General features: G+C 35.0%; 14 protein-coding genes. 7 read left to right on the top strand and 7 right to left on the bottom strand.

The window, feature by feature from the left end; translation table 11 throughout:
• Window position 1 precedes the first annotated feature (1 nt).
• Genes LS65_RS04500 through LS65_RS04470 form a run of 7 tightly spaced genes read right to left on the bottom strand, consistent with a single transcriptional unit; the run spans window position 2 to window position 6,431 of the window.
• Window positions 2-571, bottom strand: coding sequence for an acyltransferase (locus LS65_RS04500; RefSeq protein ID WP_034363328.1), 570 nt, complete (start codon window positions 569-571; stop codon window positions 2-4).
• Window positions 571-1,527: a Gfo/Idh/MocA family oxidoreductase gene (locus LS65_RS04495; RefSeq protein WP_034362546.1), complete on the bottom strand. Its 957-nt coding sequence runs from the start codon at window positions 1,525-1,527 to the stop codon at window positions 571-573. The genes LS65_RS04500 and LS65_RS04495 overlap by 1 nt, the downstream gene beginning before the upstream one ends.
• Window positions 1,528-1,536: 9 nt before the next feature.
• Entirely contained in the window at window positions 1,537-2,427 is an 891-nt protein-coding gene (locus LS65_RS04490; protein ID WP_034362548.1) for an SPOR domain-containing protein, read from the bottom strand.
• 29 nt (window positions 2,428-2,456) lie between these two features.
• Window positions 2,457-3,002 (bottom strand): DUF1882 domain-containing protein, encoded by a 546-nt coding sequence (locus LS65_RS04485; protein ID WP_034362550.1) that lies wholly within the window; start codon window positions 3,000-3,002, stop codon window positions 2,457-2,459.
• A 14-nt stretch (window positions 3,003-3,016) separates the two neighbouring features.
• Window positions 3,017-4,267 carry a serine hydroxymethyltransferase gene (locus LS65_RS04480; protein WP_034362552.1) on the bottom strand — a complete coding sequence of 417 codons (1,251 nt, stop codon included), beginning with the start codon at window positions 4,265-4,267 and terminating at the stop codon, window positions 3,017-3,019.
• On the bottom strand, window positions 4,267-5,838 hold the full coding sequence (lysS, locus tag LS65_RS04475; RefSeq protein WP_034362555.1) for a lysine--tRNA ligase: 1,572 nt from the start codon (window positions 5,836-5,838) through the stop codon (window positions 4,267-4,269). Before lysS ends, LS65_RS04480 begins: the two co-directional genes overlap by 1 nt.
• Window positions 5,839-5,849: 11 nt before the next feature.
• A complete protein-coding gene (locus LS65_RS04470; protein WP_034362558.1) occupies window positions 5,850-6,431 on the bottom strand; it encodes a CvpA family protein in 582 nt (193 codons plus the stop codon).
• Window positions 6,432-6,696: 265 nt separating this feature from the next.
• On the opposite strand from LS65_RS04470, the gene mqnP reads away from it, so the two are divergent.
• From mqnP to LS65_RS04435, 7 genes are read left to right on the top strand one after another with little or no spacing between them, the layout of a single operon-like run.
• Window positions 6,697-7,587 (top strand): menaquinone biosynthesis prenyltransferase MqnP, encoded by an 891-nt coding sequence (gene mqnP / locus LS65_RS04465; protein ID WP_034363330.1) that lies wholly within the window; start codon window positions 6,697-6,699, stop codon window positions 7,585-7,587.
• The gene (locus LS65_RS04460) at window positions 7,577-8,143 is read left to right on the top strand and encodes a hypothetical protein (protein ID WP_034362560.1); all 567 of its coding nucleotides are present in this window, start codon (window positions 7,577-7,579) and stop codon (window positions 8,141-8,143) included. Before mqnP ends, LS65_RS04460 begins: the two co-directional genes overlap by 11 nt.
• Before the next feature lie 3 nt (window positions 8,144-8,146).
• The gene (locus LS65_RS04455) at window positions 8,147-8,674 is read left to right on the top strand and encodes a hypothetical protein (protein ID WP_034362563.1); all 528 of its coding nucleotides are present in this window, start codon (window positions 8,147-8,149) and stop codon (window positions 8,672-8,674) included.
• A 19-nt stretch (window positions 8,675-8,693) separates the two neighbouring features.
• Window positions 8,694-9,881: a pyridoxal phosphate-dependent aminotransferase gene (locus LS65_RS04450; RefSeq protein WP_034362566.1), complete on the top strand. Its 1,188-nt coding sequence runs from the start codon at window positions 8,694-8,696 to the stop codon at window positions 9,879-9,881.
• A gap of 7 nt (window positions 9,882-9,888) precedes the next feature.
• On the top strand, window positions 9,889-11,187 hold the full coding sequence (locus LS65_RS04445) for a sialidase family protein (protein WP_236096625.1): 1,299 nt from the start codon (window positions 9,889-9,891) through the stop codon (window positions 11,185-11,187).
• A 10-nt stretch (window positions 11,188-11,197) separates the two neighbouring features.
• Entirely contained in the window at window positions 11,198-11,866 is a 669-nt protein-coding gene (locus LS65_RS04440; RefSeq protein ID WP_034362568.1) for a hypothetical protein, read from the top strand.
• Window positions 11,847-13,907: an LTA synthase family protein gene (locus LS65_RS04435; RefSeq protein WP_236096624.1), complete on the top strand. Its 2,061-nt coding sequence runs from the start codon at window positions 11,847-11,849 to the stop codon at window positions 13,905-13,907. Before LS65_RS04440 ends, LS65_RS04435 begins: the two co-directional genes overlap by 20 nt.

The following is a 13,907-nucleotide window of genomic DNA, read 5'->3' as shown; positions in this document are numbered from 1 at the left end:
ACTATAACTTTAGAATCTTGTTATCACATAGACGATATGTGCTGTTATCATAGCTATCATAAGCAATGTGTGAGCTATCAAATACTAAGCGATTTCCTGCTTTATCTACCCAACCTATCTGCCGAGCAGGGTTTCCTATGCAGAGGGCAAAGTCAGGGATATTCTTTGTAACTACACTTCCTGCACCAATAAAGGCATATTCACCAATTTCTACACCGCATATAATTGTGCTATTTGCCCCAATAGACGCACCGCGTTTAATGAGTGTGGGTTTGAATTCATTTTTACGTGATATGAAAGAGCGAGGATTCATTACATTTGTAAAAACAACGCTTGGTCCAAGAAAAACATCATCGCAAATTGTTACACCTTCATAAATACTGATATTATTTTGAGCTTTGAGATTATTACCAATAGTAACATTTGAGCCTACCATACAATTTTGTCCAAAAGAGCAATTCGCACCTATAATACTTCCACTAAGAATATGACAAAAATGCCAAATTTTGCTTCCTTCTCCTATGATGACATTTTCATCAATAATACTTGTTGGGTGAATGAAATATGCCATTAACATAAACCTGCATTCAGTGGATGATAATCACCTTTTACGCCAATGGGCTTAATATGGCGAATGTGATAAACAAGCTCGATTGCTGCTTTAGATTCGGTGCATTCAAAACCATTGCCACAGAGAATTTCTTTGTAGCTTTTTGTATGCAAGTCATTAAAACCATCACTAAAACTAAATTCTTCATTTTCTAAAGTAAGGGAGCGATATACTCTTTTGCCCTGTGCTTTGCACTCATCAGGCAAAAGTGTTTCATCAATAGATAGAAACCACCGCACCTTAGCGTGTTCTAGAATAAGAAGACCGCTCACACTTCTTTCATTACGGATATGAATAATACTTTCTTTACAAGCACCAAATATCCAAAGCAGCATATCAAAAAAATGTATACCAATATTTGTGGCAACTCCACCACTTTTGCTTTCATCACCCTTCCACGAATGAAAATACCATTTACCTCTAGCCGTGATATAGCTTAAATCTATATCAAAAATTTTATGAGGTTCTTTATTAAGTTGGGCTTTTACACGCTCTTTAAGGGCAATGATACTCGGGTGGAGTCGGAGTTGTAAAATCGTATATATTTTATATCCACTTTCTTCTTGTGCCTGTATGAGGGCATCAAGATTCCACGGATTAAGAACGATTGGTTTTTCACAAATTGCGCAAGAGCCATTGCGTAAGGCAAGGCGAATATGTGTATCGTGGAGGTAATTAGGAGAACAAATACTTATAAAATCAAGTGGTTTATTATTACGCTTTAATTTATCAAGGTATCGCTCAAAACGCTCAGATTCTGTAAAAAAATCAGCATTTGGAAAATAACTATCTAAAATTCCCACAGAATCGTGTTTATCGATAGCACAAATCAACTTACCATAATTATGTTTAATGGCTTGAAGGTGTCTAGGGGCAACAAAGCCACCTACGCCGATAAGTCCAAAAGTTTTATCCATAACAAGATGTTATTTTACCTCAAAATGCACAGGGTCAGCGACTAGGGTTTTGAAATTTGGTAAGTCTCTACTTGCTTCAGTGCGTGAAGAATAAGGACCAATGAGATACTTTGTAGTGGGTTGTCCATTAGATGTGCCCTCATATACGCGATAGCTATAATTGCTGATCTTCTTTAAAAATTCCTCATTTGGCTTATTTGTAAAAGAACCAACTTGCAAATAGAATCCTTTTTCTGCAATATTTCCATTTTTTGAAGTATCCATACGAGGAGTGCTAACATCTTCAAACATATTTGCAATATTATTTGTGGCTGTTGCTGGCGCAGTAGGTTTATTTGCAGATGTTGTTTTAACTGGTGGAGTATTTTCTGCTGGTTTTGTTGGATTCTGCTTTACTGGCGTAGTAGATTTGGCTGGTTGTGTAACAGGTGTGCTAGGTTTAGCTGGAAGCACGGGCTGTGTAGCAGGTTTTTTACTATCTGCGGTTGGTTGTGTAGGTTGAGCTGGTTTAGAGGTGGCTGGTGGATTTTGCACAGGTGGCATTACAGGTGGCGGCGTAGTTGTTTGTGCTACTTGAGTATTTGTATTATTTTGTTGCTCACGCTTACGAATATCGTCAAGAATCTGCTGAAAAGGGTCAGCCTCTTCATTTGCATTATCATTAAGTGGAACATTTACAAACTCATTTGGACTTTCGATGGGTGTTAAACCATTATTTGCTGCTACTTCACGCTCACCAAGCTCCTCTTCACCACGTGTGATAATAAAAATGACTGCAATTAAAATAGATAAAAAAACTAATGCCATTGCAATCATCATCATAAGTTTTTTGGTTCTGTTTTGCTTTTGTAAATCATCATCATTAATTAAAATATCATTTAACTCTCGTTTTGTTTCCATTTTTACTCCTTATTAAAGATAAGTTATAATTACATATGTCTTGCCCAAGCTGCACCACGTTCTTTTGCATAAACATCATAAGGTAAAGCTAAGATGTTAAAGTTTGGTGGCATTTCATCACTTGGAAACACTTTCCATTCTTTAGGGCAATGCTGTGCTAGTTTCAGGGAAAGAGTTTTGGCTAAACGTTTGCCTTCGTTGATTTCAGTATGTCCTTTATGTATGTAAAGATGGAGATGACCAGGTGTTTTAGAGCAAAATGCTGTAAAGTTCAAAAAACCCTCTTCACGCAAAAGGAGTTGCGCACGATGATAAAATCTCTCTGGGTTGCGCCCATTATAGTCAAATACGATATTTTCTACTTTTGCTCCTTTGGCAAGTAAAAGTGAGTGTGCAATCACAATTTCTTTGCGAAAGTGTTTGCCAATAAGCATAGAAGTAAGCATAGCATCTACTTTTTCATATTTATCATAAAGAATCCTTCCCATATGATTGATTTTTGTCCCCAATCCATTGACGCGTTTATAATAATGTGATGTATCCATTTTGATTAGCTTCAAATCCATTTCTGTCACGATTGTTCCTCCCCCTAGAAAATTGCTCTATCGTAAATCTTGAAATCTTGAGAAAAATTTTTGATTTGGGCTTTAATTTTAGCTTGCAAGTCGATATTTTGAATATCATCAAGTATATCCGCAATTCTCTCTGCAATCCATTCAAATTCCTTTTCTTTCATACCACGTGCAGTTAAGGCTGGCGAACCAATTCTAATACCGCTTGTAACAAAAGGCGAACGAGTTTCACCTGGCACTGTATTTTTATTCACTGTAATTCCTGCATTGCCCAAAGCTAAATCTGCATCTTTACCACTAAAGTTATTATTTAAGAAACTCATAAGCACAAGGTGATTATCGCTTCCACCACTTACAAGGTCATAATTTCGCTTTGTAAGCACTTTTGCAAGAGCTTGAATATTTGCTTTTATTTGTTTAGCATATAATTTCCATTCTGGTTTGAGATTCTCTTTGAATCCTATCGCTTTTCCTGCAATAACGTGCATAAGTGGTCCGCCTTGAATGCCCGGAAAAACCGCTTTGTTGATTTTGGTATATAGTTCTTCATCATTAGTAAGAATTATACCACCTCGAGGTCCGCGGAGTGTTTTATGTGTTGTGGTTGTAACAATATGACAATGTGGAAAAGGATTTGGATATTCTTCTGCGACAACAAGTCCAGCTACGTGAGCAATATCTCCCATAAGATATGCCCCTACAGAATCTGCAATTTCACGTAATCTCTTAAAATCAAGTTCTCTTGTATAGGCTGAAAAACCACATACTAAGATATTAGGTTTCACAACTTGTGCTTGTAAGGCAAGTTTATCATAATCAATGTAACCATTGAGTTCTACCCCGTAGAAAAAACTTTGGTATAATTGCCCAGAAGTGCTAACTTTAGCCCCGTGTGTGAGATGTCCACCGTGGCTTAAATCCATACCTAAAATTTTGTCATAAGGTTTAAGAAGTGCTGCATAAACAGCAGCATTGGCTTGTGAGCCTGAATGTGGCTGCACATTGGCAAAAGATGCACCAAAGAGTTTTTTTGCTCTTTCGATTGCAATTTCTTCAATTTGATCAACAAACTCACAGCCTCCATAATATCTTTTATAAGGATAACCTTCAGCATATTTGTTTGTTAAAATGCTTCCCATAGCTTCCATAACACTAGGAAATGTAAAGTTTTCACTTGCAATCATTTCAAGATGGTCATTTTGCCGCTCAAGTTCTTTTTCTATGAGTTGAAATATCTCAATATCTTGTTCTTTCATTGAGTAATTCATTAGTTCTCCTTGCTTGTTTGAGCATTAGATAATGTATCTTTAGAAAGTATTATATCAAAATTTGTTTTAGTTGGCTTTAATGCAGGAAAGAAAATTATATCTTTAATCGTTTTTGTATGAGTTAAGAGCATAACTAACCTATCAATACCTATACCTTCACCTGCTGTAGGGGGCATACCGTGGGCAAGTGCCCATACATAGTCTTCGTCCATATATTGTGCTTCTTCATCACCTGCATCTTTTGCTTTAACTTGCTCTTTAAATCGTTCAAGTTGGTCGATGGGATCGTTAAGTTCGCTAAAACCATTTGCAATCTCTTTTCCACCAATAAAGAGCTCAAATCTATCAGCAATGTTAGGATTCTCATCGTTGCGTCTAGCCAAAGGGCTAATTTCAATAGGATATTGCGTAATAAAAGTCGGATTGATGAGTTTATGCTCAACAAATTCATCAAATGCCTCACCTAAAAGCTTGCCATAGGACATTGTTTCATCTATTTTAAGATGTTTATCTTTAAGAAAAGTAAAGAGTTTGTTTTTGTCCTCAATTATATTTTTTTCTAAACCACCAATTTGAATTAATGCGTCTTGGTAACTTATAATGCACCATTGTGAGAAGTCAATATCTTGATCGTTGTGTTTTAAAATATGTGGTAGATTTAGCTTATTAAGCAGAAAAGTAAAAAGTTCCTGTGTGAGAGTGATAAGATCTTCATAAGTTTTGTAAGCCCAATAAAATTCAATCATACTAAATTCTGGATTATGTGAGTGGTCTATGCCCTCATTGCGAAAATTACGATTAAGTTCAAAAACAGCTTCAAATCCTCCCACAATAAGACGTTTAAGGTAAAGTTCTGGAGCAATACGCAAATATCTCTCTACATCGAGTGCATTATGATGAGTGATAAAAGGACGAGCATTTGCACCACCAGGGATTGGGTGAAGCATAGGTGTTTCTACTTCTAAGAATCCTTTTTGTTCAAAAAATTGCCGTATGCACGAAACAATTTGACTACGAAGTTTAAAAGTTTCTTTTACTTGCTCATTTACAATTAAATCTACATAACGTTGGCGATAACGTAGCTCAATATCGCTTAATCCGTGGAATTTCTCGGGTAGTGGCACAATGCTTTTGGTGAGAATTTGAAACTCAAGTGCGTGGATACTTAATTCTCCTGTTTTTGTTACAAAGGCATAACCTTTGACATTGATAATATCTCCAACTTCAAGTATTTTTTTGATAAGGGAAAAATCTTCTCCAATATCATTTTTTGACACATATGCTTGGAGGATACCACTTTCATCTTGAATTTTAATGAAACAAGCTTTTCCCATTAGACGGATAAAACGCACACGTCCTACAATAGATTCCATTTCTTTGTTTTGGGCAGGTGTTTCTTGTGTGGAATCTGTCGCACAATTTACAGATTCTGTTTTAAGATGATGATACTTGCTTAAAAAATCGCAATTAGTAATAGTGCGTGTAGTTTTATTTGAGTAGGGATTAAGCCCCTCTTCCCGCATAAGCTCCATTTTTTTGATACGTTGTTGAACATAAAAGTTTGAAAACATAGGATTTTACCTTATTGGTCATTTTTTTCTGGAGGAGTAAGTTGTTTTTGAATTTCTTTAGCACCGTCATCATAAAGATTCTCTACGCTGTTTGCAATTTCTTGCACTTGTTTAAAATTCATAATATGCACAGCAAGATTTTTCATCATCGGAAAAATTAAGCTATTTTGCTCAATATTTTGTGAAAAACTTTTAAGCCATCCAATTTGTGAAATACCAAATACAATAATAGAGATAAGTAAGAATGCCTTACAGAATCCAAATATTAACCCTAGTGCTCCATCAAGCACAGCAAGAGGTGAAAATTTGACTACACGCGAGATAATCTCACCAACAAGTAAAAAACTTGCCCAAATAAGTGTAATTGCAATAAGAAAGCCTACAAGTGCATTAAGGTCAGATGAATTGAAATCATAAATACTTTGTGCAAACCAATTTCCAACCTCATTGTAGTATCTTGAAGCAAAAAAAATCCCAAGTAATATTCCTAAAAAACTTGCTAAACCTCGAATAATACCTTGCCAAATGCCTTTAAGTGAAAGTAAAATAAGTAGTATCAATATCCCTATATCTATATAGCTCAATTTATCCATTTGGCTTTATCCTTTAAGACCTTTATTAAAAAATTCCCTTTTTAAGAATCTATAATATTTTTTGTAGAGAAACTTAAATCCATTTTTAGAATCGCAATATATTAAACGATTTTGCCTTATTTTGCAAGAATTTTAGCTTATTTTTTGGTAAGGTAGTCTAAAATCTTACTTTTTTACCTTAAATTTGCCTTATTAAAAGAATCAAAAATAAGGAAAGATTTAATAAAATTTTAAAACAAAAAAGGAATGGGATAAATTGATGGTTATGTTTCGATCATTGCGTAGGCAGATAAGAAATTTTAGCGACCTTGTCGCTTTTGAGCATACAATTTTTTCAAGTAGCTTTATTCTTATTGCAATAGTTGTAGCAAGTATGCAAAAATATGAGATTCCGTGGTGTGGGTGGGAGACCTTTATTCTTTGTGTGTTGGCACTTATAAGTGCGAGAAATTTTGCTATGGGCTTTAATCGTCTTAAGGATAGAGATATTGATGCCCGAAATTTACGCACAAATAAACGCCCAAGTGTCGATGGGCGCATTAGTCTAGCTGCGCTTATTGTGTTTAATGTATTTAATGCCCTTATTTTTGTGTGTGTTTCTTATTTTATTAACACACTTGCGTTTTATCTTTGCGTGCCATTTTTGATAATTTTAGCATTTTATTCCTATACAAAACGTTTTAGTGCTATGGCGCATTGGGTGCTTGGTGTATGTTTAGGATTAGCTCCTATTGCTGGAGTTATTGCTGTTATGGGCGAGATTACTTTGTGGAGTGTATTTTTGTCTGTAGGAGTGTTATTTTGGGTAGCAGGATTTGATTTATTGTATTCCATTCAAGATATAGAGTTTGACAAGGATAATCATCTGCATTCTATTCCTGCATATTTTGGGATAAACGCTACATTATGGATTTCTCGATTATGCCACTTGCTTGCAGTAGGATTTTGGGTGGGTTTTGTATATGAAGCACATTTGGGATTTGCTGCACAAATAGGTGTTGCATTAGCTGCTTGTATGTTATGTTATGAACAATATTTAGTAGGCGCGCATTTAAAAAATATACCTAAAGCTTTCTTTGTTACTAATGGTTATTTGGGTATGATATTTTTTATTTGTATTTTAGTAGATTCAATAGGGGTTATGTATGGAGATTAAAGGCATACTTGAGCAGTGTGGTATTTATACGCGTATTGTTCCTTGTGAGCTTGAGGTAGCATTTTCAAAACTCAATGAGAATAATCAAGCGGCTTTTAACAAGGAATTTGTTGCTCTATCGCATCATCGTTATGGATCTATTACGCAATGGCTTAATAAAAATAAATCAAGAAATCGCATGGAAGAAACTGACGAGGTGCTATTAGAGCTACTTGTGGAGCTTTATCGTAAAGTAGAGACTATTGAGCAAATGTTGCGTAATAAAACAACACAATACATTCCTTTAGAATCTGAAAGTATAGCAGATTTTGTAGGGCATAGTGTGCTGTGTATGCCTTCGAATGTCTTTGAAGTAGGGGAAGAATATTATTTACGCATTTTCTTACCTATTTTTCCAGAACGTTATGTTAGTATTTTTGCTTCAGCAATCCATCAAAGAATCGTCAAATTTGAACGTATGCACCATAATGATGTGGGGGATTTTGATAATTTTGTAGTTCAAATGGAACGTTTAGCAATTGTCAATGCTAAAAATTTACATAAAATAGAGGAGTAGGAGATGTTTGGGGTTTCAATGAGTAGTTTAAGTATGATTCTAGGACTCATATCTATTGGTATTGTATGTCTTGTTGCATTTTTTAATTATACCCGCAATTTTGAGATAAATAAGCGCATAAGACGTTTTGAAAAGGGTATGGAGGATATTAATAATGAGATTTTTAAGATTCACAAATGGATTAAAGATAGTGAGCTTGAAAACCAATTAAGCACGACAGCACTTCATAATAAAATCAAGACAGAAAGCATTGATGCAGTGAATAATGCACTCGTTAAAGTATATCGTCAGATAGAGATTCTTGAAGCTCAAGTCAATAAAGAGCGAGATTATATAGAGGAGAAAATTGTAAGTATAGAGGAAAAAATCCGTGAGTTTGGCTATTTTCCAAGCTCAAATACAAATATTGATGAAAAACGCATCATCGGTATGTTCCGTGATGGTTGGAGCATTGATGCGATTGCGAAAGAAATGCGTTTAAGTAAAGGTGAGATAGAATTTACACTTAAACTTGCAGATATTAAAGAATAACCCAAAATAAGGAGAAAAAATGAAAAAGACTTATGCAAAACGTGTAGAACTCTTACAAGAATCCACAACAATTGCTATTAGTTCTCTTGCACGGGAATTAAAGGCGGCAGGACAAGATATTCTTAGTTTTTCAGCTGGTGAGCCTGATTTTGATACACCTGAAATTATCAAAGATGAAGCAATTAGGGCTTTAAAGAGTGGTTTTACTAAATACACTGCAGTAGCAGGGATTCCAGACTTGCTTGATGCAATTAAGGGTAAGCTTTTGCGTGAAAATAATCTTTCTTATGAAAGCAGTGAGATACTTGTAAGTAATGGTGCAAAGCACTCACTTTTTAATGCTTTTCAAGCATTGGTAGATTCAGATGATGAGGTGATTATTCCTTCTCCTTATTGGGTTACTTATCCGGAACTTGTAACTTTTAGTGGTGGGAAATCTATTATCGTGCAGACAACACAATCAAATGATTTTAAAATTACGCCCAAACAATTAAGTAAGGCTATTACCTCTAAAACAAAGATATTTGTGCTTAATACTCCATCTAACCCTACAGGTATGGTTTATACAAAAGAAGAGCTAGAGGGACTAGCTGAAGTGCTGAAAGACACAGATATTTGGGTTATAAGTGATGAAATGTATGAAAAACTTGTCTATGGTGTGAAATTTGTATCTGTAGCGGCTATAAATGATGATATGATGCAGCGAACAATCACAATCAATGGTTTGAGTAAATCTGTGGCAATGACAGGGTGGCGCATAGGTTATCTTGCCTGCAAAGACAAAAAACTTGTTAAACTAATGAATAACCTTCAAAGTCAATGCACTTCCAATATTAATTCTATTACACAAAAGGCTTCTATTTTGCCACTAAAAGGTGAAGCGGATAATGATATAGAAGAAATGCGAAAGGCATTTGAAGAGCGTATGAATTTTGCTTGTGATGCGATTAATAATATACAGAATCTTAGTGTAAATAAACCTCAAGGTGCATTTTATTTGTTTGTTAATATTTCCGCATTGCCTCAATATGGTGCAGATTCTATGGCATTTTGCCAAGCATTGCTTAAGGAGCAGGGTGTGGCTCTTGTCCCTGGAGTAGCTTTTGGTATGGAGGGCTTTGTGCGCCTTTCTTTTGCGTGCTCATTGGAGCAGCTTAAAGAAGGTATTGGACGCATTTCACAATTTGTTAAAACACTTTTGAAGTAGAATAAATTTGCTAAAAAATGCTATTGAGACAAGTATTTTTATCGTTATACTTTGTTTAAGTGTTTGGTGGTGTCTTAAGACTGATGAGACACCCTCTACCTATCTTGATCTTTCAAAGCAGACTTTGGTGTTTCCAAAGAACAGCTACCGCCCGTTCCCCTCGTTCAATTTAGAATCTATCATCTATTTTGATGTCCCTAATTCTCAAGCTCAAGCACACGCAAGCGCGATTGTTAATGTCTCAAATGTGAGTGATAAGGATTTTATGCTGCTTTATTTTGCAGGAAGCAGAGAGGGTGCAAGAGATGTAGGGATTTATCAAAGCTTTTTTACTTTTGAGAGAGATTTTAAGAATGAAAGGCAGATTCAAAGCGTAGATTCTAATAAAATCGGGCATTGGAGTGAGCCAACGCTTCTTTTAGATGCACCAATGCTTTCAAGTTTAAGTGGCAAGTTTATTAAAAAGTTAGGGAATCCTATTACTTTTGTAGATATGCAGGGCAGAGTGCATTTGTTTGTAGTAGGCGTAAGTATGGGTGGTTGGGCTACAAGTAAAATCTATTGGCTTTTGTTAGAATCTACTTACCAAAAAGATAGCACAGATTCATACAAACAAGACAATCAAGAGCGTAATCTTCAATCTTTGCATTATATCAAAGAATTGCATTTGAGCCCTTTGCTTAATTTTTCTCATCTTGTGCGCACTCCTGCCCTGCTTAAAGATGATGGTGGATTTATTTTGCCAATTTATCACGAACTTGCGCATAAATATCCGCTTTTGCTTGATTTTAATTCATCACTTAGCCTTACTTCCATTTTACGTCCTACACAGCTTAAATCTCAACTTCAGCCAAGTTTTGTGCCTTTGGATAAGCATTCAGTGTTAGGAATTTATCGCAATCATAAAGCCTATGAAAATACGCTTTTTGTAAGTGAATGTAGCACAATATGTGCAGATTCAAAACCAAGCAATCTTAAGAATTATGATTCCTCTTCGGTGCTTTTTAATGTGCTAAATTCTATTTTTTTACTTCATAATCAAGGCAGGGAGCAGGGCAATAGACGAGAAGAATTGTGGATTTATAAACTTTTAACACAAAGTCTTGATGAGCAAGAGGTGCATTTTTCTCCCATTATGCGTGTTGATATGCTTCTTAACGATGAGGTATCCTATCCTAGCGTAGCAGAGAGTGAGGATTTCGTGCATATTGCCTATACTTATGGGCGTAAATATATTAGGACTGCTCTTGTGCCAAAATCGCTTCTTATAGAATCTGCGCAATCTCTACAAAAAGAGAATAAGTAAGGGCAGGATAATGAGTATAGCTGTATGTGTAATGATAAACCTTATCTTTTTGAGTGTTTGTGTATTTGTGTTGCAAAATCTTGCATTGCGTTATCTTGTTCCTTGTGTCTTTTTGTGCCTCTTTGCTTTTAATTTGCCTTGGTTTGGGTGGAGCACGTGTGCATATATATATGCGCTTTTTGATGTGCCAAGTTTAATACTTGTTTTTATATGTTTATGGTGGTTTGTGCGCTTTGTTTCTATAAAGATAATGAAGAAGCACAATAAATATATTGCATCAGATTCTGTATTTTTGAAGGTTCTATATTACATACAATCTCATTACTTTTTTCCATCAAATATACAATATATATGGATTATATTGGGAGTATTCATTTATATAAGTTTTTTAGGCTATGGTTTTATAGATATTTACCATTTAGAGTTTAAAATTCAAGTTTTTTTATATTTCATTCTATCTCTTGTTTCCTATTATTTTTGTAAGTTAGTAGGTTATGGATTAATCTTATCTCTTTTAGGCTATCAGTTGGGGATTCTAGGGCAGATAAGTATTATAAACTATATCATTGACCCATTTTTATGGGTGGGTTGTATTATTGCGTTGTTGTGGCGGTTTAGTGGAATATTAATAAAAATATATTGTAGAGGAATGGGGAAAAATGGAAAGAAAATGGTTTGAAAAATTACTTGTTAAATCAATTGTTTTTACTTTCTTTTTGTTTGTATTGTTTTTTGTTATCAAGCTTTGCTTTGTGCTTTATAGTGGGGTATATCATAATGCTATCGGTGAAGTAAAAAGCTTTGGTGAGTATATTGATACTTTTATTGATGGATTACGCTATGATTCTCGCAGTGTTGCAGTTTTTAGTATCCTCTATTTTCTCATTGGTTTAATATTCTTTTGGACACAATTTCGATGGACTATTTTATGGATTTATGCCTTTTTTGTAGTGCTTTTAACGCTGTTTATAGGGATTTCGGAGATTGTATTTTATGAAATTTTTGATGATGTCTTTAACGCAAATCTTTTAGGATTACTTTTTGATGACCAAAAGGCAATTTTTAAAACAGGCATAAGTGGGCAATATGGTATAAGCACAAAAGTCGTGCTATGGCTTGGGTTAAGCATTGTCTTTATGTGGTTTTACACGAGAATCTTTGGCAGAATTACGCGTGAATATGGCTATGATTCACTAAGCTCAATTCGTTCTCGCTCTACAGGCAAAGAATCGCTCATTGCTTCTGTCTTTTTTCTTGTTGTTTTTATTCTTTTAATGACATTTTCTATCAATTCCGCATTTAGCTTTCAAGGTGTAAGTTTAGACCAAATTGCTAAGCCTATAGACAATACTTTTTTGCGTAAGGTTTCTACAGGTGCTTTTAGGAATCTTTACCTTATTTATCGGGGATACACAAAAATTTCAAATTCTACATTTAGTGATTATAGTGAGCAGACACCGCTTGAAGTTGTGAAAGAATATTTTGAGCTTGAAACAGAGCAAACGCATTATGATTTACGAGAGTTACTTGCAAAAAAAGTCAGTAATATGAGTGAAAAAAAGATTGATTATATATTTTATATTGTTGCTGAATCTTTGAGTGAATGGCATTTTGATAAAGAATTTGATGAGATTGGTTTGACTTCAGGATTAAAATCTTTGCTTGAAGATGCGCACGGTGCAAAAATTGGTGTATTTTTGCAAAATGGGTCTTCAACAATCAAAAGCCTAGATGTGCAGCTGACAGGATTATTCCAAACAGAAATCCCTGTTAATTCGCTCCTTGGGGTGTTGCAACCTTTTGTTACAGCACCGGGTGTAATTATGAAAGATTTAGGCTATCAAACAAATTTTTATTATGGTGGAAGTGGGATTTGGCAAAAACTTGACAGATATACTGCAACACAAGGTTTTGACAATATGTATTATAATGTGCATATTATCGATCACGCAAAGCTTAATGGCTACCCCTCTCCATTTGAGGGCTTATGGGGAGCATACGATCATTATTTATATAGCCTTGTGCGAGATAATGTTTTTAAACACAGAAATACACCAAGCTTTAATATGATACTCACTACTTCTAATCACCCACCTTATGATGTGCCTTTAGAGCAGTTTAAAGTGCCGCTTGATGAGATTAAGAAATTTCTTGTAGATGGTAAGTATAGAAAGCAAGATGAGCAACTTTTAGGACATATATGGTATCAAGATAAGATGATAACGCGCTTTATCCAAGAAATCTCTCAAGTGCTTCCAGATTCTCTTTTTGTCATTACAGGCGACCATTATGATAGAGAATATATAAGAAATAAAGATTCCTTGAAAGTGAGAAATACGATTCCATTGATTATTTATTCTCCTGCGCTTGAGATTAAAAAACACACGAATATCGGCTCACATATTGACATTGTGCCAAGTATTGTAGAACTTGTTGCGCCTAAAGACTATGTGTATCGTAGCTTTGGCTTCCCACTTGTAGGTAATGATAGTGTCATCGCACTTAGTGAAAAAGATAGCGCATTTGGATATTTTGCTGTGGCTACTGATAGATTTATTTATACTCAAGATAATGGGATTGAATATTTTCATCAGGCTATGACTTATCATAATGATAATGAACTTGCACAATCTCTTTATAAGCGATTGCAGCAAGGTAAAGCTTTAAGCTGGTGGATTCTAAAAAATGGTTATGAGATAACAAATGATGAGACACATTGA

Source organism: Helicobacter japonicus (genome assembly GCF_000762845.2).
GTDB classification, from domain to species: Bacteria; Campylobacterota; Campylobacteria; order Campylobacterales; family Helicobacteraceae; genus Helicobacter_C; species Helicobacter_C japonicus.
The sequence above is the reverse complement of the archived record's forward strand: the minus strand, read 5'-3'. Positions and strand labels throughout refer to the sequence as shown.

Excerpts from the sequence above, each read along its gene's own strand:
- LS65_RS04490 (WP_034362548.1), bottom strand. The coding sequence starts at position 2,427 with ATGGAAACAAAACGAGAGTTAAATGATATTTTAATTAATGATGATGAT.
- LS65_RS04455 (WP_034362563.1), top strand. The coding sequence starts at position 8,147 with ATGTTTGGGGTTTCAATGAGTAGTTTAAGTATGATTCTAGGACTCATA.
- LS65_RS04450 (WP_034362566.1), top strand. The coding sequence starts at position 8,694 with ATGAAAAAGACTTATGCAAAACGTGTAGAACTCTTACAAGAATCCACA.
- mqnP (WP_034363330.1), top strand. The coding sequence starts at position 6,697 with ATGTTTCGATCATTGCGTAGGCAGATAAGAAATTTTAGCGACCTTGTC.
- LS65_RS04460 (WP_034362560.1), top strand. The coding sequence starts at position 7,577 with ATGGAGATTAAAGGCATACTTGAGCAGTGTGGTATTTATACGCGTATT.
- LS65_RS04480 (WP_034362552.1), bottom strand. The coding sequence starts at position 4,267 with ATGAATTACTCAATGAAAGAACAAGATATTGAGATATTTCAACTCATA.
- lysS (WP_034362555.1), bottom strand. The coding sequence starts at position 5,838 with ATGTTTTCAAACTTTTATGTTCAACAACGTATCAAAAAAATGGAGCTT.
- LS65_RS04470 (WP_034362558.1), bottom strand. The coding sequence starts at position 6,431 with ATGGATAAATTGAGCTATATAGATATAGGGATATTGATACTACTTATT.
- LS65_RS04500 (WP_034363328.1), bottom strand. The coding sequence starts at position 571 with ATGGCATATTTCATTCACCCAACAAGTATTATTGATGAAAATGTCATC.
- LS65_RS04440 (WP_034362568.1), top strand. The coding sequence starts at position 11,198 with ATGAGTATAGCTGTATGTGTAATGATAAACCTTATCTTTTTGAGTGTT.
- LS65_RS04495 (WP_034362546.1), bottom strand. The coding sequence starts at position 1,527 with ATGGATAAAACTTTTGGACTTATCGGCGTAGGTGGCTTTGTTGCCCCT.
- LS65_RS04435 (WP_236096624.1), top strand. The coding sequence starts at position 11,847 with ATGGAAAGAAAATGGTTTGAAAAATTACTTGTTAAATCAATTGTTTTT.